19 protein-coding genes are annotated in these 20,290 nt (G+C 44.3%); 6 read left to right on the top strand and 13 right to left on the bottom strand.

Going from position 1 to position 20,290, the window contains the following annotated elements; translation table 11 throughout:
* Window positions 1-576 (bottom strand): SH3 domain-containing protein, encoded by a 576-nt coding sequence (locus POV27_RS01410; RefSeq protein WP_272860941.1) that lies wholly within the window; start codon window positions 574-576, stop codon window positions 1-3.
* 65 nt (window positions 577-641) lie between these two features.
* Entirely contained in the window at window positions 642-1,814 is a 1,173-nt protein-coding gene (locus POV27_RS01405; RefSeq protein ID WP_272860940.1) for a beta-ketoacyl synthase N-terminal-like domain-containing protein, read from the bottom strand.
* Window positions 1,815-1,860: 46 nt separating this feature from the next.
* On the opposite strand from POV27_RS01405, the gene POV27_RS01400 reads away from it, so the two are divergent.
* The gene (locus POV27_RS01400; protein WP_272860939.1) at window positions 1,861-2,295 is read left to right on the top strand and encodes a cytochrome c oxidase assembly factor Coa1 family protein; all 435 of its coding nucleotides are present in this window, start codon (window positions 1,861-1,863) and stop codon (window positions 2,293-2,295) included.
* Here the strand turns inward: POV27_RS01400 and bioA are convergent.
* The 4 genes from bioA to POV27_RS01380 are packed head-to-tail and all read right to left on the bottom strand — an operon-like array spanning window position 2,292 to window position 5,763.
* Window positions 2,292-3,557 (bottom strand): adenosylmethionine--8-amino-7-oxononanoate transaminase, encoded by a 1,266-nt coding sequence (bioA, locus tag POV27_RS01395; RefSeq protein WP_272860938.1) that lies wholly within the window; start codon window positions 3,555-3,557, stop codon window positions 2,292-2,294. The genes POV27_RS01400 and bioA overlap by 4 nt on opposite strands.
* Window positions 3,558-3,593: 36 nt before the next feature.
* On the bottom strand, window positions 3,594-4,211 hold the full coding sequence (gene bioD / locus POV27_RS01390) for a dethiobiotin synthase (RefSeq protein WP_272860937.1): 618 nt from the start codon (window positions 4,209-4,211) through the stop codon (window positions 3,594-3,596).
* Window positions 4,208-4,621: a putative signal transducing protein gene (locus POV27_RS01385; RefSeq protein WP_272860936.1), complete on the bottom strand. Its 414-nt coding sequence runs from the start codon at window positions 4,619-4,621 to the stop codon at window positions 4,208-4,210. Before POV27_RS01385 ends, bioD begins: the two co-directional genes overlap by 4 nt.
* A complete protein-coding gene (locus tag POV27_RS01380) occupies window positions 4,618-5,763 on the bottom strand; it encodes an aminotransferase class I/II-fold pyridoxal phosphate-dependent enzyme (protein WP_272860935.1) in 1,146 nt (381 codons plus the stop codon). The genes POV27_RS01385 and POV27_RS01380 overlap by 4 nt, the downstream gene beginning before the upstream one ends.
* 148 nt (window positions 5,764-5,911) lie before the next feature.
* Here POV27_RS01380 and POV27_RS01375 point away from each other — a divergent pair, with 148 nt between their 5' ends.
* From POV27_RS01375 to POV27_RS01355, 5 genes are all read left to right on the top strand, one after another.
* Entirely contained in the window at window positions 5,912-7,474 is a 1,563-nt protein-coding gene (locus POV27_RS01375) for a glycerol-3-phosphate dehydrogenase/oxidase (RefSeq protein ID WP_272860934.1), read from the top strand.
* A gap of 7 nt (window positions 7,475-7,481) precedes the next feature.
* Entirely contained in the window at window positions 7,482-8,972 is a 1,491-nt protein-coding gene (glpK, locus tag POV27_RS01370; protein ID WP_272860933.1) for a glycerol kinase GlpK, read from the top strand.
* Between the two features lie 22 nt (window positions 8,973-8,994).
* Complete coding sequence (locus tag POV27_RS01365) at window positions 8,995-9,732, top strand: MIP/aquaporin family protein (protein WP_272860932.1); 738 nt, start codon at window positions 8,995-8,997, stop codon at window positions 9,730-9,732.
* A gap of 147 nt (window positions 9,733-9,879) precedes the next feature.
* Window positions 9,880-11,412, top strand: a complete 1,533-nt coding sequence (locus POV27_RS01360; protein ID WP_272860931.1) for a S8 family peptidase — start codon at window positions 9,880-9,882, stop codon at window positions 11,410-11,412.
* A 93-nt stretch (window positions 11,413-11,505) separates the two neighbouring features.
* Window positions 11,506-12,045, top strand: a complete 540-nt coding sequence (locus tag POV27_RS01355; RefSeq protein ID WP_272860930.1) for a GNAT family N-acetyltransferase — start codon at window positions 11,506-11,508, stop codon at window positions 12,043-12,045.
* Here POV27_RS01355 and nagB read toward each other — a convergent pair whose 3' ends face one another.
* The 7 genes from nagB to POV27_RS01320 all read right to left on the bottom strand — a co-directional run bounded on the left by nagB (window position 12,046) and on the right by POV27_RS01320 (window position 20,189).
* Window positions 12,046-13,962, bottom strand: coding sequence for a glucosamine-6-phosphate deaminase (nagB, locus tag POV27_RS01350; RefSeq protein WP_272860929.1), 1,917 nt, complete (start codon window positions 13,960-13,962; stop codon window positions 12,046-12,048). It lies immediately after the preceding gene.
* A gap of 84 nt (window positions 13,963-14,046) precedes the next feature.
* Window positions 14,047-14,706: a hypothetical protein gene (locus tag POV27_RS01345; protein WP_272860928.1), complete on the bottom strand. Its 660-nt coding sequence runs from the start codon at window positions 14,704-14,706 to the stop codon at window positions 14,047-14,049.
* Between the two features lie 18 nt (window positions 14,707-14,724).
* On the bottom strand, window positions 14,725-15,810 hold the full coding sequence (locus tag POV27_RS01340) for a hypothetical protein (RefSeq protein ID WP_272860927.1): 1,086 nt from the start codon (window positions 15,808-15,810) through the stop codon (window positions 14,725-14,727).
* Window positions 15,788-16,324, bottom strand: a complete 537-nt coding sequence (locus POV27_RS01335; RefSeq protein ID WP_272860926.1) for a hypothetical protein — start codon at window positions 16,322-16,324, stop codon at window positions 15,788-15,790. Before POV27_RS01335 ends, POV27_RS01340 begins: the two co-directional genes overlap by 23 nt.
* A 2-nt stretch (window positions 16,325-16,326) precedes the next feature.
* Window positions 16,327-16,860 (bottom strand): RNA polymerase sigma factor, encoded by a 534-nt coding sequence (locus tag POV27_RS01330; protein ID WP_272860925.1) that lies wholly within the window; start codon window positions 16,858-16,860, stop codon window positions 16,327-16,329.
* Between the two features lie 103 nt (window positions 16,861-16,963).
* Entirely contained in the window at window positions 16,964-17,809 is an 846-nt protein-coding gene (locus POV27_RS01325; protein ID WP_272860924.1) for a DUF4249 domain-containing protein, read from the bottom strand.
* A gap of 4 nt (window positions 17,810-17,813) precedes the next feature.
* A complete protein-coding gene (locus tag POV27_RS01320; protein WP_272860923.1) occupies window positions 17,814-20,189 on the bottom strand; it encodes a TonB-dependent receptor in 2,376 nt (791 codons plus the stop codon).
* Window positions 20,190-20,290: the final 101 nt, after the last annotated feature.

Genomic DNA, 20,290 nt, shown 5'->3' with positions numbered 1-20,290 from the left:
TTAGCTTGTGTGTTTATTTACAATTAATAATCCGCTATCGGTAACCTGGGTTACTGTAACTACTTCACCTTGTTTGAGGTCGTGATCCTCATCGGTAAGGGCATCCAACTCACGGAGTCCTCCCTGTACTTGAATCTGCACCTTTCCAATACTCGATCTATTGGCACCAATGGTTAGATACACTTCGCCCACGTTGTTCAAAGCATTTTTCAATCGTAAAGAACCATCGCTGGTCAATTTCCCCAAATAGTAGAACAGTGTGGCCATGGCCACCATCATTAACAATCCGCAAATCACGGAAATACCAATGGTCATCCCAGTGGATAATCCCTCTTCGATACACGCAATTCCGGACCATCCAAAGATGGTAAAGAAGCCCATTAGGTTTTTAAAGGAAAGAAATTGAAAACCGATCCCAGCATCCCCTTCGATCTCGGCATCTACATCGCCCATATCATCCACATCCCCTCCAACGAAGGTAAGAACAACAAGGACTAAGAAAATGACAGATGCAACAATGGCTGTGATCCAATATACCTTTTCGAAGGTACTTAATGCAGTAAACCAATCGCCCATAGAATTTAATTTAGTTAGTAATGAAATATAGTAACTTTTTCCGCTGCTTAACCAAAAGCGGTTCCCTATTTACCAACAATGATACTCACCGCATTACCCCCAAAACCTACAGCATTTACCATAAGGTGTTCCAAGGGTTTATTTGTTGGAATATTGTTGGAAAAAAATGGATTGGGGATGAACTGATTGTGTTGCAACATAAGGATGGCCATTTCCACGCTCATCATACCTGAAGCTCCGAAGGTATGCCCCAAAAGCCACTTATTGGTCGTTAAAAGAGGTAATTTGTTACGGAACACCTCTTTTACCGCGTTGAATTCGGCCGTGTCTCCCTTAACGGTTCCTGGGGCATGCATGATGATGGCATCCACCGTTTTAAGGCCCGATCTGTCCAAGGCGTTCTTCATGGATTCCTGAAAACATTCGGCATTTTCGCTAATAGCACTTCCGTGGGCGATCTTTTCGGAAGCAAAACCATATCCTTTAATGCTCGCTATTCTATTTTCTGAAATTCCCTTTTCCAACACGGCTACAGCCGCGCCTTCACCAAGAACCATGGTGTTCTTCTTTTTGTCCAACCGAAGGGACTCGCAGGCAAATGCTTCGGGAGAGGTGCTGTACAATTTCATGGCCTGCATTTGGGCCAACGTGAAAGGCGTGAGTGCGGCCTCACTTCCACCGACCACAAAGGCATCGGCCATGTCTGCTTGCAACCAAGCGATTCCATTGAGTACCGCATGTAATGCCGTAGAACAAGTGACTGAATGTCCTACCTGAATGCCTTGAACTCCCAGATCCTGGCCTACCCATGAAGAAATATTCCCCAAGGTAGTAGTGGGCGAAGAAAATGCCGATACTTTTCCCTTGCTTCTAAATTGTTCATGGTATTTTTCGAATAAACCCGTAGCTCCTCGGGAAGACCCAATGGTTACCCCTACCAATTTATCTTTCAAGTGCTTCGGAAATGCCATTCGTGCAGCCAATATTCCCAATAGTACGGAACGGTCCAATTTCTTGTAAGCGCTGTGCGACTGTTTCAATTCGGAAAGGGCTTCTTCAATTTCTGGAGTCACTTTAGATAGCGCCACCCGTTGGCCAGAAACGCTCTTTGTGGTAAAGATTGAGTCGCTTCGTTTGTAACATTCCCACACTTGGGGGAGACTCATTCCTAGAGCAGAAACAGAAGCAATACCAGTAATTGAAATGGGCTGTTGCAAGATTTTTGATAATTTCAGCAAAAATAAAGGTTCTGGGAATTGTAGATACTTAAAAAACTAGAAAATCATGGAAGAAACTACCAGAAGAAAAAGTTGGTTTGGAAGAAATTGGCCTTGGGTCGTGCCTGTAGGCGGTTGTCTCGTAGCCATAGTCCTATTCATCGCGTTTTTTGGTGCCCTATTCTTTGGGGTAACCAGTATGATGAGCGATTCGCAGGCTTACAAAGATGCCTTAGATGCTGCATCCACCCATCCACAGGTGATCGAATTGCTTGGAGAACCTCTCGAAAGTCATGGTATGATGAGTGGAAACATTAGTTACTCCAATGGCGGAGGCGAAGCAGACATCGACATCCCCATTCGAGGACCCAAAGGAGAAGCTGTTATTTCCGTGGAAGGAGAAGGTCGAGGTGACAACTGGACGTACGATAAAATGAAGGTCTATATCGACGAAGCCGACATGGTGATCGATCTCTTGGAAAGTCGGGAGTTGTTGGATTAGATAGCTTCTAACATCCCACGAATGGCACTGTAAATCTTTTCCAATTCGGAGTTGGTGATCACATACGGTGGCAACACATAGATCGTATTACCCAAAGGACGAAGGAACACACCTTGGCTCATAAAGTACTGGTACATTTCGTTACGAAGTTTGCCATAACGATCCATTTCTAATGCAAGGTCGATGGCCAGAATAACGCCCAATGACCTTGCTTCCTTTACCTTAGGATGAGATGTTACTTCTTTTACAAAAGCTTCATGTGATGTTTGGATACGCTGTATATCTTTTTGAAGGGTTTCTGAAGTGAGCAAATCGATCCCCGCAATGGCTGCCGCACAACCCAATGGGTGGGCACTGTAGGTATGGGCGTGGAAAAAGCCTTTGGTGATTTCCTCATCCAAAAAGGCATCGAACACCTTTTGTGAGCAGCTGGTAATGCTCATGGGAGCCACACCTGCGGTAAGGGCTTTACTCAAACAAATAATGTCTGGCAAGGTATCTAAATGAAGGGAAGCGAAATGCTTACCCGTTTTTCCAAATCCAGTCATCACCTCATCAGCGATGCAAAGAATATCATTGGCTTGGCACAGTTGAAGGAGCTGTTCCAGACCTTCTGCGGAATGAAACTTCATGCCTGCAGCACCCTGCACCAATGGTTCGTACACAAAGGCAGCGCATTCATTTTCAGAAATGAGCTGTTTCAATTGAGATACAACTTCCTCAAGATTGTCCTTCTTTGGTGTGGGAATACGAACCACCTTCAAAAAGAAATCTTCAAAAGGACCATTGTACACCGAAAGTCCCGAAGCACTCATGGCTCCAAAGGTATCTCCGTGAAAGCCTTCCTCGAAAGCAATTAAAGTATCCCTTTTTTGCCCCTTGTTAAAATGGTATTGCAAAGCCATTTTCATCCCTGCTTCTACGGCTGTGGAACCATTATCATTAAAGAAAATCTTTTGTTGATTAGAGGGTAAAATCCCCATCAACTTTTCAGAAAGTTGTACAGCAGGTTCGTGGGTAAATCCTGTAAAGACCACTAGGTCCAACTGACGCATCTGCTCGCTTACGGCAGCAATGATATGATCGTTGCAATGCCCATACATGGCGGTATACCAAGAGGCAATTCCGTCGATATAGTCGTTTCCTTCCTCATCCCAAAAGAAAGCTCCCTTGGCCTTAACAATACCTAAAGGTGCGGGTGCGTTTTGATGTTGGGTTAGGGGATGCCAAATGTGGTTTCGGTCGCGTTGGGATAGACTCATGAAGGTAGTTGGTTTTAAAACGAAACGATTTTCCGGTTACAATAGTATTTCCCTAAATCTTTCGGCATATTCTTTCACAACGTTGGCATCGAAATAGGGTTCCTCATCGATACGACATAAGATGGGAACACCGCCCATTTTTTTAATAATGTCCTCCGTCGTAGGATGCTCATCCCCACTAAAAATGATGCCCAAAATGTTCAGCTTTCTCGCTTTAAGCGCTTCTATGGTAAGCAAGGTGTGGTTAATACTTCCCAAGTAGTGGCGGGATACGATAATTACTTTGTCTTTTGACTGAATAAGATCGGCCACCGTTTCCGTATCATTGAGTGGCACCAACAGTCCTCCCGCACCCTCTATTACCAAACTGTTCTTGGTTTTGGGTCGGACGATGTCCTTTTTTGAAATCGTTACTCCATCTATAGCAGCTGCGGCATGCGGACTCATGGGCGTTTCGAGGTTGTGCTCACTTTCGTGAAAAATGGTCTTTGTATTCGATACAAATTGCTTCACCTTATGCAGGTCGGTGTTATCCAGTTCGCCCGCTTGAACGGGTTTCCAATAATCGGCCTCCAAGGCTTCTGTAATGATGGCAGAAACCACTGTTTTCCCAACATCGGTAGAAATTCCAGTAATGAAATAAGATTGACTCATGGCAGTAGGAACTTGTATTTACAACTTTTACAACGGTAATCGTATGCGCTTTTTTTGGTAAATCTTCCGAAAAGCAATTGAGCCAAGGAACCTATAAAGGAGGCATGCTCTCTTGCATTCGAGAAGAACTCGATCTCATCACTCCCGCAATCGGGGCATTGTATGGCCATTCCTTCGTCGTCCAATGAAAAGGGCTTTATTTCACTCATTATTTTGAGTGCCCGCTCTTTGTCCTCAACGTATACATTCAGTTTTACCCCACCGCTACCACTCACCACAAGCGGATCTACGTTGATCGCATTGTGATCTACTATAAACGCAGGAATTCCTTCAGATTCCAATCGTCCTTTTACAATTTGTGCTTCTGAGGGATAGGTAAAACGGGCTACCGTTTCAAAGGTTTTGTTCATGCCGTAAAAGTAGCCAATTGTTGCACAAGTTTCCGAATATCGGCTTCCGAATTAAAGCTGTGCACGCATATCCGTAAACGCTCCTGTCCTTGGGGTACCGTAGGGGAAAGAATGGGTTTTACATCCAATCCATTTTCGGCGAGAAATGCGGCGGCGGCTTTCACTTGTTTGTTCCCTGGCAGTATCATGGAATGAATGGCCGACTGGCTATCAATAAATCGCTCGGACAATCCACTAGCCTCTATTTGATTACGTAATATTGCAATATTAGAATGAAGTATGGAGTTTTCTTCGGAATTCTCCTTTAATTGGGTATATCCAGCCTGTATCGCAGCTACCGAATGCGGCGGCAGTCCCGTGGTGTATACAAAGCTTCGGGCGAAATTGAGTAGATAGGTTTTTAATTCCTTCGAGCCCAATACAGCTGCACCATGCACTCCCAACCCTTTTCCAAAAGTCACCACTCTGGCAAAAATCGAATCCTGTAGATTCAAGTCCTGAACGGCACCTACTCCTCTTTTTCCTACCACTCCCAATGCGTGGGCTTCGTCTACTATACAAAGGGCATTATGCTTTTTGCAAATGGCTACCAATGCTTTCAGATCGGGTGCATCACCATCCATGGAAAAGACGGATTCCGTCACCACATAGATTTCGGCTCCTTCCGCTTGGTGCCTTTGACATAATTGTTCTAAATGGGTAAGATCATTATGGTCAAACTTGTAGGCCTTGGCATGACTCATTCTAATCCCATCCCGAATGGAGGCATGACATAATTCATCGTACAATATGATATCGCCTCTTTGGGGAATGCTACTGAAAATACCCACATTGGCATCATAGCCGCTGTTAAAGATCAAGGCGGATGCCACCTCATGGAATTGGGCAATCGTCTTCTCCGCAATTTCATACAACTCATGATTTCCAGAAAGCAATCTCGATCCCGTGGCTCCATTTTGTTTAAGGTTGTGGGAAACTAGAATGTGTTCCGCACGATCGAATAAAACTTCAGAATTGGCAAATCCCAAATAGTCATTGGAAGAAAAATCGATACGGTCGTTAGGTACTCCCAACTGTCGTAATGAACCATTCTCATTACGTTCGGATAGTTTTTGTTGAAGCTTCCCTGGGAGTCCTTTCATGGTTCAAAAATACGATCTTGAAATCACATATAAAGGAAAATATTTTCTGCGGAATTCTTCTTCCCAAAAATTGATCTTCAACATTTTAGCCATTCCCTACTTTTTCACTAGATTTATAACTTATACGAATTTATTTCCAACCAACATCTTGAAAACCCGTTCCGAATTCATTCAAAATCTCAACGAAACACCGCTCTGGGACATTGCCATTATTGGCGGTGGTGCAAGCGGTTTGGGCATCGCAGTAGATGCTGCTTCAAGAGGTTTTAAAACCGTCTTGTTCGAAAAATACGACTTTGCCAAAGGCACCAGCAGCAAAAGCACCAAACTGGTTCACGGGGGAGTCCGTTATTTAGCGCAGGGGAACGTAAAACTGGTATCGGAGGCGTTGGAAGAGAGAGGGCTTTTGGCTCGAAATGCCCAACATTTGTTTAAGAAGCAAGAGTTCATCATTCCCAACTACAAATGGTGGGGCGGTCCATTTTATACCTTCGGTCTTAAATTCTACGATGTACTTGCCAAGCGGTTGAGTTTGGGAAGCTCCAAATGGCTAAAACGGGAAACCGTTATCGAAGCGCTTCCTACTTTAATGACCGAAAACTTAAGTAGCGGAGTGTCTTATTTCGATGGCCAGTTCGATGATGCGAGACTAGCACTTAACCTAGCCCAAACTGCGGTTGAGCATGGGGCCACCGTTCTTAACTACTTCCCTGTTTCTGCCCTTAACAGTACAGAAAATGCTACTGTAGATAGTATCGTCGTTACCGATTCGGAAACTCAGGAAGGCTATAACATTAAGGCCAAAGTGGTGATCAATGCAACGGGAATCTTTACCGATAAGATTTTGAAGATGAAAGATCCCACGCACAAAAAAACGGTCATCCCCAGCCAAGGGATTCATTTGATGTTAGAACGTTCCTTCTTGGATAGCGATGCAGCACTTATGATTCCCAAAACGTCCGATGGCAGGGTGCTTTTTATTATTCCATGGCACGACAAAGTTATAGCCGGCACTACAGATACACTCATTAAAAAACCGAAAATAGAACCCGTTCCCTTGCAGGAGGAAGTGGATTTTATTTTGGAAACCATTAATACCTTCCTTACCAAAAAAGCCAGCAGAAGTGATGTACTATCAGTCTTCAGTGGTCTGCGGCCTTTGGCCAAACCAAAAAAAGAGGAGACCAATACCAAAGAAGTATCCCGAGGGCATAAAATCATTGTAGATGACAACCTAGTTAGCATTGTTGGGGGAAAATGGACGACCTATCGTAAAATGGCCGAGGATGCTATCGATACCGCTATCGAACACTTCGACTTGCCCGAGGTAGCATGTCTTACTAAAACCATCCCCATTCACGGAAATACTTCCGATATGATACATGCCGAACATTTGAAACCTTATGGGAGTGATTTGGAGGCCTACACCTCTTTAGAGTCATCGGACCCACTTTACCAGCAACCCTTGCACCCCAGATATCCGTATACCAACGGACAGGTGATTTGGGCGGTGCGCCATGAAATGGCACGAACCATCGAAGATTTCCTTTCGCGGCGTATTCGGTTATTATTATTGGATGCCAGAGCAGCTGTCACCATTGCGCCAAAAGTTGCCGAGCTTATGGCCCGGGAACTCAACCAAACTCCTGCTTGGCAGGAAGAGCAAGTATCGCAATTTTCGGCACTTGCCGAGAAGTACATTTTAAATTAACGAACGCATGAGCACTTACATTCTTTCCATTGATCAAGGAACCACTTCCTCGCGTGCCATTCTCTTCAACGAACAAGGGGAAAACAAAGGCGTGGGACAGCAGGATTTTCAACAAATATTCCCCCAACCCGGATGGGTAGAACACGATGCCAAAGAAATTTGGGACTCTCAATGGACTGCGATAGAACGTGCGCTGGCAAGTGCCAATGCTTCCGGGAATGATATCGCGGCTATAGGTATTACCAATCAGCGGGAGACCACCGTGGTTTGGGATCGGCAAACGGGCGAACCCATTCACAATGCTATTGTATGGCAAGATCGAAGAACGGCTAAATTTTGCGACAGTTTGCGTGATGCAGGCCATGTGGAAACCTTCAAAAAGAAAACCGGATTAGTAATTGATGCCTATTTTTCCGGCACCAAACTGAAATGGATCTTAGATCATGTGGAAGGTGCTCGTGAAAAAGCAGAAAACGGAGAATTATGCTTCGGAACGATTGATAGTTGGCTCATTTGGAAACTTACCCATGGGGCGGTTCACGTGACCGATCCAAGCAATGCAAGTAGGACCTTATTATTCAATATTCATACGTTGGAATGGGACGAGCAATTGCTCCAACTATTGGACATTCCCAAAGCTATTCTTCCTGAAGTGAAGGGAAGTAGCGAAGTTGTAGGCAAAACGCATGAAGGGCTTTTTTCGACCAAAATTCCTATTGCAGGAATCGCTGGGGATCAACAGGCCGCGCTTTTCGGACAGCAATGTACCCAGAAAGGAATGGTAAAGAACACCTATGGAACGGGCTGTTTCCTTTTAATGAATACAGGAGAAATACCTGTCTACTCAGAAAATAATCTACTTACCACCATCGCTTGGAAAATTGGCGATACAGTGCATTATGCCTTGGAAGGAAGTGTCTTTGTGGGAGGTGCTGCGGTACAATGGATTCGTGACGGATTACAACTTATAAAAGATGCCAAAGAAATCGAAGCTTTGGCCACCAGTGTAGAAGACAACGGGGGAGTGTATTTTGTGCCGGCGCTTGCAGGACTGGGAGCTCCTTATTGGGATTCTTACGCACGGGGTGCCATTGTGGGACTCACCCGAGGAAGTACCCATGCGCATATTGCCCGAGCCACACTCGAAGGCATTGCCTATCAAGTATACGATATCGTGAAGGCCATGGAAGCCGATGCCAACACAGAAGGCAGTGAGCTGCGAGTGGACGGTGGTGCCACAGCCAATAATTTCTTACTACAGTTTCAGAGCGATATTTTTGGGTTCCCTGTGGTGCGGCCCAAGCAATTGGAAAGTACGGCTTTGGGAGCGGCCTACCTCGCAGGTTTGGCGGTAGGATATTGGGAAAATCAGGAAAGCTTACAGGAACAATGGGCCAAGGATAGAACTTTCGAACCCGCCCTGGATTCGGATGCGGTAGCCCAACTCATAGCCCAATGGCATAAAGCTGTGGGTAGAAGCAAAAATTGGATCGAATAACTCACCAAAAAAATAGAAAGATATGACACCTTTTATCGCAGAAATCGTTGGAACATTCATTCTCATTCTATTGGGGAATGGTGTGGTTGCCAATGTAGTTTTAAATGGAACCAAAGGAAACAATTCGGGCTGGATTGTCATCACTACGGGATGGGCCTTGGCTGTATATGTAGCAGTGCTCATCGCTGGACCCGTGAGCGGAGCACATATTAATCCTGCCGTTACTGTATCCTTAGCCGTTGCGGGACTCTTCGATTGGGCCTTGGTTCCCACCTACATTGCGGGGCAGATGATTGGTGCCATGCTGGGGGCTTTTTGTGTTTGGTTGTTTCACAAAAAACATTACGATACGACCGAGGATGCTGGGGGAATTGCGGCTACTTTCTGTACCGCTCCAGCCATTCGAAATACAGGTTCCAACGTCTTTTCGGAAGTGATTGGCACATTCGTGCTTTTGCTTGCCGTGTTTTATATCGCGGGACCAGAATTTACCACCGCTTCAGGAGAAGCAGCAACCATTGGATTAGGATCCTTGGGTGCACTACCCGTTGCCCTCGTCGTTTGGTCTATAGGACTTTCCTTGGGAGGTACCACAGGATATGCCATTAATCCAGCGCGTGATTTAGGTCCGCGAATCGTACATGCCCTACTTCCGTTGAAAAACAAACAAACCGATTGGGGCTATTCATGGATTCCGGTTATTGCTCCCATTTTAGGCGGAGGATTGGCGGCTGGATTATACCTTGTCTTTACGTCATAACCGCACTATTTTTATGTTTAGAGTGTTTTTGTTGAGAATTTGAAAAATATTTAATTAAAAAATTATCATATTCTCAGTTTTTTTCTAACTTTAGTATAAGATGCTATGCATGCATAGCATTTAGCTTAATCACAAAAAACCATCAACATGAAAAAACATTTACCCTTAATTGGGAGCTGCATTCTATTGCTTTTAGCTTCATGCAGTACAGAGGAACTAACCCCACTGGACGATTCCTCCTCAGACCTAACAAGTGAATTGGCCGACAGAACCCGGCTCCTCAGTATTCAAGAAATCAACGAATTTATCGACAACTCTTTCGAAACCAAAGGTTATTTCGATTGGAGTGAAGCTACCACCCGCGTACTATGGAGTGCCGCCGTACACGGGGAAGAAATGCTCACGATTGGCTATGGCCCCGAAGGTGCCAGTTTTCGGGAAAGGGGCAGCAACCAATACGCAGACATTAAGGATAATATTATAGATGTCATTAGCAATACCTCGGGGACCTCAAGAAAATCCTTGAAAGTATTGGAAGACGACACCTTTAATTATATCGATGTGGAAGTGACCTCTTATGTCACGGTCGAAGCCCTTAGGAAAGTGGACAACATCCGCTATCTAGAACCGAATGCCTACTCTTTTTACGAGATAAAAACCAAGGAAGGACCGACCCAACGTAGCGCAGGATGCGATATGTCCGCCTCCAACCTTAATTCTAATGACTTCTCCATCGTATCCCCAGGAGCCTATGTTTCATGGACATTCGATCGTCATAACATTCCACAGGCTTGGGCTCAAAGTACTGGACAAGGCATCACCGTAGGTGTTATCGACACAGGGATTTCTCCCAATCAACCCAAGCTGAACAACGAATTCAACACAGACGGGTCGGTATCGAGCAGAACCGTAGAAAAGTACGGTACATACATCGATTCCCCTTGGTGGTGGAGCAACAATATAGACGGTCCAGACGACCGCTGTGGTCACGGGACTTCCATGACCGCCACCGTAGCTGCCCCGCGCAATAACGATCAACAAGCACTGGGAGTAGCCTATAACTGTAATCTAATTTCTTATCGTGGAACGGCCGATGTGGTGCTTAACGATTACCATGAGCGTAAAGGGGTTTCTAATGCCTTAAAAGCCTTGGCCAACCGAAGCGATGTAAAAATCATTTCTATGTCCATAGGATATCCTTGGGGTATTGGTAACGTTCGCGATGCAGTTCGTTATGCCCACAATCGAGGCAAGTTAATCTTTGCCGCTGGAGGGACTTCCACCGCATTGACCAACTGGTATCCCGTAATTTTCCCAGCCAATATGAGCGAATGTGTTGCGGTAACGGGCGTTCGGGATTTAAGCAATGGTTCTTACGACCAATGCAACAATTGCCATGACGGTTCCCAAATAGAGTTTACGGTGATCATGGAACGTCAAAACGACACAAGCCGCATGGGAGTTACCTTAGGATTCTATGCCGGCGACAATGCCTATATCGGAGGATCTTCGGTAGCGACCGCTACTACCGCTGGAATCGCCGCTTTGGTATGGTCTGTACATCCGGGATGGAGTCGTGAACAGGTGCTTCAGAAAATGCGCCAATCGGCAGAATTATATAACAATCCAAGCAATAATTATGGTTATGGGAACATAGATGCCCTACAGGCAGTTCAATAATCAATCACTACCATCAACAACCCTAAAAGCGCGTCCTATGGATGCGCTTTTTTTATGATAATTGGTGTATATTGAAGAAGCAAACCAGTTATCATGATCACTTATTCACGTTGTAAGACCTTTTCGGAATTGGACCAAATCCTTATTCTGCAAAAGACCAATTTGCCACAAGCCTTATCCGAAGATGAGCAACAGGCCGAAGGCTTCGTGACAGTACATCACGATTTCGATTTGTTGAAGGCCATGAACGATGCTTGTCCACATACTATTGCCAAAGATGGGGACAAAGTGGTAGGATATGCGCTTTCCATGCATCCCAAATTCGGGGATGAAATTGAAGTGCTCGTTCCTATGTTTGCCGAGATTGAAAAGGCCATTGCCGATATGGAGGAATACCAAAATTACGTGGTCATGGGACAAGTATGTATAGACATTACCTACCGAAAACAGGGTATTTTCCGAAAGCTGTATGAATCCATGAAAGAGTTTCTAATTCCTCCTTATTCATGCATTATCACGGAAGTGGACCACAGAAATAAACGATCCCTAGAAGCTCATAGGGCGATTGGTTTTGAGACCCTGCACACCTATCATTTTGGGGGAAGGGATTGGGAATTGATCGTGCTTACCTAATTAAAAATGATACCTTTTGAAAGCTTCAATGGCGGCATAATCTGCCAAGCCTAACTGATTGTATTTTGAGGCGGTGAGTCGGTTTCGATCTTCCACGCGTACCCAGAATTCCCTTGTATCATTCCCCTGAAACATAACGCCATCCTTTTGTGACTGATGGTAAAAAATCGCATGTCGTTTCTTCAATACCTGATCCGGACTCATGGGCACAGCCATTTCAATTTCATAGGGCTCCCATTCCTGCCACGCACCGCGGTACAACCATACCCAACAATCTTTCATATAGTCTTTGGATTTCAACTGATCGAGGGCTTCAAATAAGGCATCCAAGCAAACCTTGTGGGTGCCGTGCGGATCGGCCAAATCTCCTGCCGCATATATTTGGTGGGGTTTGATCTCTTCAATAAGGGCGCACATTAGTTCCACATCCATTTCAGATAGTTTGTTCTTCTTAATCGTCCCGGTTTCGTAAAATGGTAAATCCATAAAATGGAGCTTCTCCCCTTCCAAACTCAAATACTTGGCGGCCAAATAACATTCGTTTCTGCGAATGAGGCCTTTCAGCTTTCGGACTTCAAGACTATCTATGGCATTCTCTTCTTTGGAAGTCAGGAAATCAACAATCCTATTCACCGATTCGGCCTCGGGATTCAGACTCTGTGCAATCTTCGCAAATTTCAAGGCTTCGTTATCGGAAACGGCAATGTTCCCCGAGGTTTGATAGGCTACATGAACGTCGTGCCCTTGTTCAATGAGTCGATCTAGCGTTCCCCCCATGGAAATAACATCATCATCCGGATGGGGACTGAAAATAAGCACCCTTTTTTGTTTGGGCTCGGCGCGTTCTGGACGATAGGTGTCATCTGCTTCGGGTTTTCCCCCGGGCCATCCAGTAATGGTGCGTTGCAGTCTATTGAACATTTCTATATTCAGGTCGTAGGCAGATCCTACCTCAGCGAGCAAATCGGCCAAGCCATGATCGGCATAATCCTTATTGGTCAGGGTGAGGATGGATTTCTCCAACAATTCACTCAACCAAACGACAGCTTTCAGTTTTAAGGGTTCGTCCCATTCGCAGGAGGTAACCAACCAAGGCGTTTTTATTCGGGTAAGTTCGGCCGAAGCGGCTTCATCGAGTACAAAGGTGGTATTGTTATGATCCTGCAAATAGGTAGCGGGCACATTCGAGGTAATTTCCCCTTCTACCGTCTTTTTTATGATCTCTGCTTTATTGCTTCCCCAAGCCAATAGTACAATACGGCCAGCTCCTTTGGTCGTTCCTATCCCCATGGTAATGGCTTTTCGCGGAACATTGTCAATTCCCAAAAATGCTGGAGCCGCATCTACTCGTGTCACATGATGCAGGGTTATGATCCTTGTCCCAGAATTAACGTGGGAACCGGGTTCGTTAAAACCGATATGTCCTGTTCTACCAATGCCCAACAACTGAAAATCCAAACCGCCTACTTCCTTGATCTTGGCTTCATAATCCAGACAATATTGCCGTAGATCTTCAGCCGCTACCCTACCGTCTGGGATATTTACATTTTCAGGAGGGATATCCACGTGATTGAACAAATGCTCGTGCATGAAGTAGTAGTAACTCTGAATGTTGCCCGGGTCCATGCCGTAGTATTCATCCAAATTGAAAGTAATGACATTGGCAAAGCTTAACTCTTCTTCACGGTGCATGCGCACCAATTCTTCATACACTTTTATAGGAGACGATCCCGTGGCGAGTCCAAGGACGCAAAGCTGTCCTTTTTGCTGCTTTTTCCGAATGAGTTCAGCGATTTCTCTAGCGACCAGTGCGGAAGCTTCTAGGGAAGAATTGAAAATAACGTTGTGGATCTTTTCGAAGCGGGTTTCCTCAAACATCCCCGGTTCTTTGTAAGTAATGGACGGTGCTTTATACATACAATACGGCTTACGAGGTTAAGCCTACTAAGTTACCAAATTGTTGATTAACAATTTAGTATAACGCCCGTAAAATCGTAAAGATTAAAACCTATCCTTAACGGGTTTCTTCCTTCCCATATTGAAGATCCCTACCTTGAGCCCGAAAACCAACGAAAACCCATTCAGGTTGTCCTCGTTAAAAGGTGATAAATCGTAACTGCTGGTAAACCGATAACGCACCCCTGTTTCCAATTGCGTATACCGCGTAAGATTATAGAGTACGTTTACTCCGGGTTCTACAATAAAAAAATCGTCGAAATCATCACTGTCCAAATCTTCGTCATTTTCCAAGGTGTCCACTCCCGTGAAGGTTGCTATACCACCTCCTACCAAAAGAGGAAAAGACACACTAATAAAGCGTTTTCCGAATAGAATGGGTTCTACATGAAATCCAGCGTAACCACCTACCAAGGCAACTTTGTCTCCATCGAATAGGTCGGGTCTATTGTTGGGACGGTCATTGAAAAACCCGGTAGCGGCAAACCCAATTTCCAATTGCTGATTGGCCACATAAGCCAATTTCATGGTTCCGAAAGCAGTCCCTTTGCCTTCCACCTGTCCATATTGGCCACTAAACCCAAAATAGACGCCATGCACCACATTTTTCCGGTCATCGAATTCTACATAATCATCTGTTTCGGTCTGCCCCAGCGCGGTGAGGCCCAAAAAGATGAGTAGCCCTAAAACAATTTGTGTCTTCATTGTATTTGATTGATGTTGTTATAGTTCTTTTAAGATAATGACGCCTTTCCTCCCGGTAAACGAAAAAACCGTTTGTTTTTCACTCCCATAGGTCGCAGAGATGTCCCGTATTTTCTTCTTCTTGTCCAAAAGGGTGGAATTAATGTCCTGCATGGTTTTCGGAATACGCAGTACTCCTTGTTCCAGATTGGCACGGAATCGGAAACTGGTATTCAGAATATTCATATACACTTCCGAATTTTCCTGATCCACGCGAACGTTGGGAGCAGGATCAGAGAATTTCATGACCCGTAATTCGGCCAAGTTTAAATTCAAATTGATACTTTCGGTCACATTGTCCAATACCACATTAGAATAGGTAACATAGCCCGATATGGCTCCCATGGATGTTATTTCAATTTCATCCTTGTTGGAGTCTAACGTGAGGGAAGCGATGTCTCCCAGTGTAAATTCTGAGTTCTTCGATTCCACATTCAATTGTGTCGCATTACTCACATCTACCGTGGCATTATTGGCCATTATCTTGGCAGTGGTCAACGCACTGGCTTTCAGTTTTCCGTATTTAATGGAAAGCTCGGAACTATCCAAAGCGTCCGGTAATCTGATATCTCCGTGCTCTACGGTAGCTTCCAAGTTTCCATCCCAATCAGAAACGATGACATCGCCATATTTATTGGTCAACACTACCCTTGCATTATTTGGAAGATACACGGTAATGTCGATCTGGGACTTCGCCTTTTTTCCTCCCGACTTCGATCTATTGAAGAACCGTTCTACAAGCCCTGCTTCTTTCTTAGCAATTTCCGAGGTGATAATCACTTGATTGCCCGATCCGCTGATCGTTGGGCGAATTCGGTCCAGAAGCGCCTGTGCTTCTTTGGGATCATTGTCCGTTGCACTAATGTCTATGGTAATGGCAAGCTCGTCTTGATCCCATCCCTGAACATAAATGTCTCCATATTTGTTCTCGATGAGAAGGGATCCGTTTACCGAAAAATCGCGGGACTCCTCTATTTGCTTGCTTACCGTTTCCTGTCCTAGGAGCATGCCGGGTAGTAACATGCACAGGTACAGGATACTTCTATAATACAATTTCCTGTTCATCGTATTCCTTTTTGGATGGAAGTGACCTTTGTAAAAGTTTTTCCATCAATTCTATTTTTTGGCGATAATTGTGAATAATCGCTTCAATGATTTTTTCATTGTTTATCCCTTCCTTTAGCTCCTCTTTCAGTCCCTTGTACTCCACGTCCAATTCATCGATAAGGGCCAAGAAATCTTCTTGCTCCTGCGGGGAAAGGTTGGGATGGTTTTTAATGAGTTGAATTTGTTGATTCACCAAAGACCCATAGTAATTATCCACTTCCTGAAGCTCTTCATATACTATGTTTTCTTCAATACCAGGGGAATTTAGGTAACCAAAGAAAAATGTGCTTCCCAGAATAATTAGGATACTGGCCGCTATTTTCCAACGGTGTCGTTTCCACAAGGGAATTACCTTCTTGGGTTCTTCTTCCAGTTCGGCCTCAATTTTACTCCATAGGGCATCCTTATCGATTTTGTGCTCATCGAATTCGTTCCTATGCTCTTGTATAAAATCTCTCAATTCATCCTTCATAATCAGTCTATTAATTCAATTAATTTTTTCTTCGCCCTGTGGTATTGGGATTTGGAAGTAGAAACACTTATTTCCAAAATCTCGCCAATTTCCACATGGTCGTATCCTTCAATTAAGTACAAGTTGATGATGGTCTGATAGCCCTGGGGAAGGGCATCGATGCCTTGTTTAATACGCTTTACGTCCAATTTGGAGTCTTCGATCTCCTCGGGTTCGGTAAGCCAATATTCTTGTTCTTCCAACGCCACCAAAGGAACCCTTTTTACCCGCAAATAGTTAATGCTCTTGTTTACCACAATACGCTTTAACCATGAGCCAAAAGTGCTTTGATACTTGAAAGAATCCAGATTTTTAAAGGCACTCACAAAACTGTCCTGTACAATGTCTTCGGCATCTTCCTTCACTTTTACAATACGTATGCTTACATTGAACATGGCATCCACGTACAAGGAATACAGTTTGTACTGCATTTTGCGGTCTCCAATCTTACTTTTCTCTATAAGCTCTTTATGTGTAAATAGTATGGCTTGATCCACTATTACGATGCCTATGTATTTGTCCTTTTTTTGCTATATATCACCCCTATAGACACATGTGGGGGATAAAGGGTTGCACCAATTCGAATTTTTTTTTAAAATTTTACTCAAATGTATAAGATACAACATCCACTTCGGTTACCCTAAAGTAACCATGGGCATAGTTATCGGGATTCGAGGTATTGATACAGTTCCCCCGTATACGGGCCGGAGTGGTTGCGAACGGATCGCCTCCACTATCATACTGCTCTATCAACAAATCGATATAGTTGAAGTACTGTTCTGAAATTCCGTACAGCGAGATCGTAACGGTATCGCCCACCTGAAATTCTTCTTCTTGCGTCCCTGCATCTCCATCCTTCTCGAAGAATTCATCGATGAGGTTTCCATTGGAAAATTCGTCGGACTCCGTCTCCAATACCGGGAATTGATCCCCTTCTTCAATAAAACGCATGAGGTAGTAGTTTCCTTCTTCGTCCGGATCCTGAAAGAAGATGCTTACATCCAATAGTTCATCGTCGAACCCACCTTCCAAGGACTGGGATACTTCCAATATTTCAGTTACCGGCGTCAACGTCTCCGTAGCCGTATAAGTTTCCCCGTTGTATTGAATTTCTAACCTGTAGGGATCATTCCTTCTAGGCACAAAACTGGAAGTAGTGTACAAGCCATTGTTCTGATCCTGAAAAATAAATACCTGTTGGGTGTTGGTATTAGTCACCCTAACAGAGGCACCCAATACATCATTAATAATCTCTGTGTCGAAATACGGCGTAGAGGTAGTCAATTTAATGGTCTGATTGTTCCCAGAGGTTCCCTTTTCCCAATCTAGGGAAGCCTCTACCACCAATCTTGGTGGAGCATCGTTAAGATCTACTGAAATAGGGTCTTCACAGGAAACCAAAATGATTCCCATTGCAATTAAACTGAATTTTATAAGTGCTTTCATGTTCTTAGAATTTGAAGTTGTAGGTGATGGAAGGTATGATTCCGAAGATGGACAATCGGGTAGATTCGTTCTGCCCGGTTTCTGTGTTTTGGTTGAAGGAGATCGTCGCGGCATTTCTTCTGTTGTACACATTGTAAATACCAAATACCCATTCTCCTTGCCAACGACGATCCTTCTTACTATTTGGACGATAAATGGCCGAAAGGTCCAAACGATGATAGGCTGGCAATCGATCTTCATTTCTCAAGGAATAACTGGCTATGGACAAATCCTCATATTCGTATTGTCCATTTGGGTAGGTCACCGGACGTCCTGTTTGAAAAACCAGATTGGTACTGAAGGTCCATTTATCGCTCAACTTATACGACCCCGTTAAGGAAAAGTCATGCGTTCTATCGAATGGGGTATTGTACCATTTTCCATCATTAATCCCGGGACCTCCGGCATCTCCTCCAGGGGTTCTTTGTTCTGATTTGGAAAGGGTGTAAGCCAGCCATCCTGTGAACTTTCCTTTGTTCTTCCGAAGCAACACTTCAAGTCCATATGCACGGGCTTCTCCGCTTAAAATTTCGGTCTCAATCGTATTGGTTCCTATAAGATCCGAACCGTCTACATAATCAATTCTGTTCTCTACGTTCTTGTAATAGGCTTCTACTTCCAAAGAGAACGTATTGTCATTGAATTTTCGGTAATACCCTACCGAATATTGATTGGACAATTGGGGATCGGCATAGGGTCCACTAGGGGTCCAAACATCCAAAGGCGTAACCGAAGAGGTATTGGACAATAGATGCAGATACTGGGCAGAACGGGTATAACTGGCCTTAACGGAAGCATTGTTATTCAATTGATAGGCCAATCCCAAACGCGGTTCCAGGTTCCCGAAGTTCTTGATGCTTTCGCTTTTCTCATAAAAGGTTTCGTCTACGATTTCGCCTTCTTCATAAATTCCAAGGTTCTCATTGTACACTACCGGACGACCGTCCACATAATTGGCAATATTTTGCCCTCCCATTCTAGAAAATGCACTGTATCGCAATCCGTAGCGCGCTGTAAGTTTATCGGTTAGCTTATGCTCAGCACTTATATAAGCGCCCGTTTCCAGAGCTCTTTTTTGATCCAACTTCAAATAATTGATGGGAGAATCGTCGGAAGTGGGTCGTACTTCGCCGGGATTCAGGCGATAATAAATACCGCTTACCCCAAAATCCAATTTCAGCTTGTCGCTGGCATAATACCCAAAGTCGTATTTAAGATGCTGATTCTGGATGTCGGCAATCCAATCCAACTTTACGAAATCCAAAACAACTTGGTAATCGTATTTACTGTAGATAAGGGAAAGGTTGGAAAACAATTTATCGTTGAACACGTGATTCCAACGTAGATTTCCAGAAAAATTACCGTAGTTGTTTTCTATAAAATTCGAAATATTGAAGATGTCCCTTCCAAAGTATCCTGAAAGGTACACACGGTTGTTGTCATTGATCTCATAATTGGCTTTTAGGTTGAGATCGTAGAAAGAAATTTTGTCGTCCTTCACCTCTTCAATGGCCGGAGTGAACAAATGTGCATATGAGGATCTTCCCGCTACCAAAAAGGATCCCTTTTTACTGAATAAAGGCCCTTCGGCTGTAAGTCGACTGGAAATAACACCAATTCCCCCAGTCATTCCAAAGTTTTTACTGTTCCCATCTTTTTGTCGTACATCTAATACCGAAGACACCCTTCCCCCAAATTTGGAAGGCATATCTCCCTTGTAGAGCTTAATGTCTTTGATGGCATCTGGATTGAATACGGAGAAGAATCCGAAAAAATGGGAGGTATTGTAAATAATGGCCTCATCCAATAACACTAAATTCTGATCTGCCGCTCCTCCGCGTACATTAAATCCTGCTGATCCCTCTCCATTCTGGGTAACTCCCGGGAGCATCTGTATGGATTTAATAAGATCTACCTCTCCCAAAACCGCTGGCATTTGTTTTATGGTTTCGGCTTTTAGTTTGGTGACTCCCATCTGTGGTTCCCGGATGTTGATCCGTTCCGATTCCTCTGCAGTAATTACCACTTCTTCCAAAGCAGTTCGGGACTCACTGATTTCAAAATTGAGGGTTTGGTTCGAATTCAGGATCACTTCGGTACGGGTCTCTGCGTAACCCAGATAGGAGATCACCAATTGATAGGTTCCTTCGGGAGCCGTAAGGGAGAAAAAACCGTATTCGTTGGTCATGGCGCCAATATTGGTGCCCTCCAAGTACACGGTCGCTCCAATAACGGTTTCCCCATTTTTCTTGTCTTCTACGGTTCCCCTAATACTGTATTTGCTCTGTGCAAAGGCTTGAGAGGAAGCCAAAAGGATGAATGCAATTAGGATGTTTTTCATTTTATGGATTGTCTTTTTTAGCTATTACATTGCTATAGACATTTCACAAAATGAAGGGTTGCATGAAGGGAGAAACTTTAGAAAAACTTAACAAATGAAGG

Origin of the sequence: Aureisphaera galaxeae (assembly GCF_028561275.1) — a bacterium.
Classification (GTDB): Bacteria; Bacteroidota; Bacteroidia; order Flavobacteriales; family Flavobacteriaceae; genus Aureisphaera; species Aureisphaera galaxeae.
The sequence above is the reverse complement of the archived record's forward strand: the minus strand, read 5'-3'. Positions and strand labels throughout refer to the sequence as shown.

What these genes read in the sequence shown, in the direction of transcription:
- POV27_RS01335 (WP_272860926.1), bottom strand. Translation starts at nt 16,324, where the DNA reads ATGAAGGATGAATTGAGAGATTTTATACAAGAGCATAGGAACGAATTC.
- POV27_RS01410 (WP_272860941.1), bottom strand. Translation starts at nt 576, where the DNA reads ATGGGCGATTGGTTTACTGCATTAAGTACCTTCGAAAAGGTATATTGG.
- bioD (WP_272860937.1), bottom strand. Translation starts at nt 4,211, where the DNA reads ATGAGTCAATCTTATTTCATTACTGGAATTTCTACCGATGTTGGGAAA.
- POV27_RS01340 (WP_272860927.1), bottom strand. Translation starts at nt 15,810, where the DNA reads ATGAACAGGAAATTGTATTATAGAAGTATCCTGTACCTGTGCATGTTA.
- POV27_RS01365 (WP_272860932.1), top strand. Translation starts at nt 8,995, where the DNA reads ATGACACCTTTTATCGCAGAAATCGTTGGAACATTCATTCTCATTCTA.
- POV27_RS01325 (WP_272860924.1), bottom strand. Translation starts at nt 17,809, where the DNA reads ATGAAAGCACTTATAAAATTCAGTTTAATTGCAATGGGAATCATTTTG.
- nagB (WP_272860929.1), bottom strand. Translation starts at nt 13,962, where the DNA reads ATGTATAAAGCACCGTCCATTACTTACAAAGAACCGGGGATGTTTGAG.
- POV27_RS01400 (WP_272860939.1), top strand. Translation starts at nt 1,861, where the DNA reads ATGGAAGAAACTACCAGAAGAAAAAGTTGGTTTGGAAGAAATTGGCCT.
- POV27_RS01320 (WP_272860923.1), bottom strand. Translation starts at nt 20,189, where the DNA reads ATGAAAAACATCCTAATTGCATTCATCCTTTTGGCTTCCTCTCAAGCC.
- POV27_RS01360 (WP_272860931.1), top strand. Translation starts at nt 9,880, where the DNA reads ATGAAAAAACATTTACCCTTAATTGGGAGCTGCATTCTATTGCTTTTA.
- bioA (WP_272860938.1), bottom strand. Translation starts at nt 3,557, where the DNA reads ATGAGTCTATCCCAACGCGACCGAAACCACATTTGGCATCCCCTAACC.
- POV27_RS01380 (WP_272860935.1), bottom strand. Translation starts at nt 5,763, where the DNA reads ATGAAAGGACTCCCAGGGAAGCTTCAACAAAAACTATCCGAACGTAAT.
- POV27_RS01385 (WP_272860936.1), bottom strand. Translation starts at nt 4,621, where the DNA reads ATGAACAAAACCTTTGAAACGGTAGCCCGTTTTACCTATCCCTCAGAA.
- POV27_RS01355 (WP_272860930.1), top strand. Translation starts at nt 11,506, where the DNA reads ATGATCACTTATTCACGTTGTAAGACCTTTTCGGAATTGGACCAAATC.
- glpK (WP_272860933.1), top strand. Translation starts at nt 7,482, where the DNA reads ATGAGCACTTACATTCTTTCCATTGATCAAGGAACCACTTCCTCGCGT.
- POV27_RS01345 (WP_272860928.1), bottom strand. Translation starts at nt 14,706, where the DNA reads ATGAAGACACAAATTGTTTTAGGGCTACTCATCTTTTTGGGCCTCACC.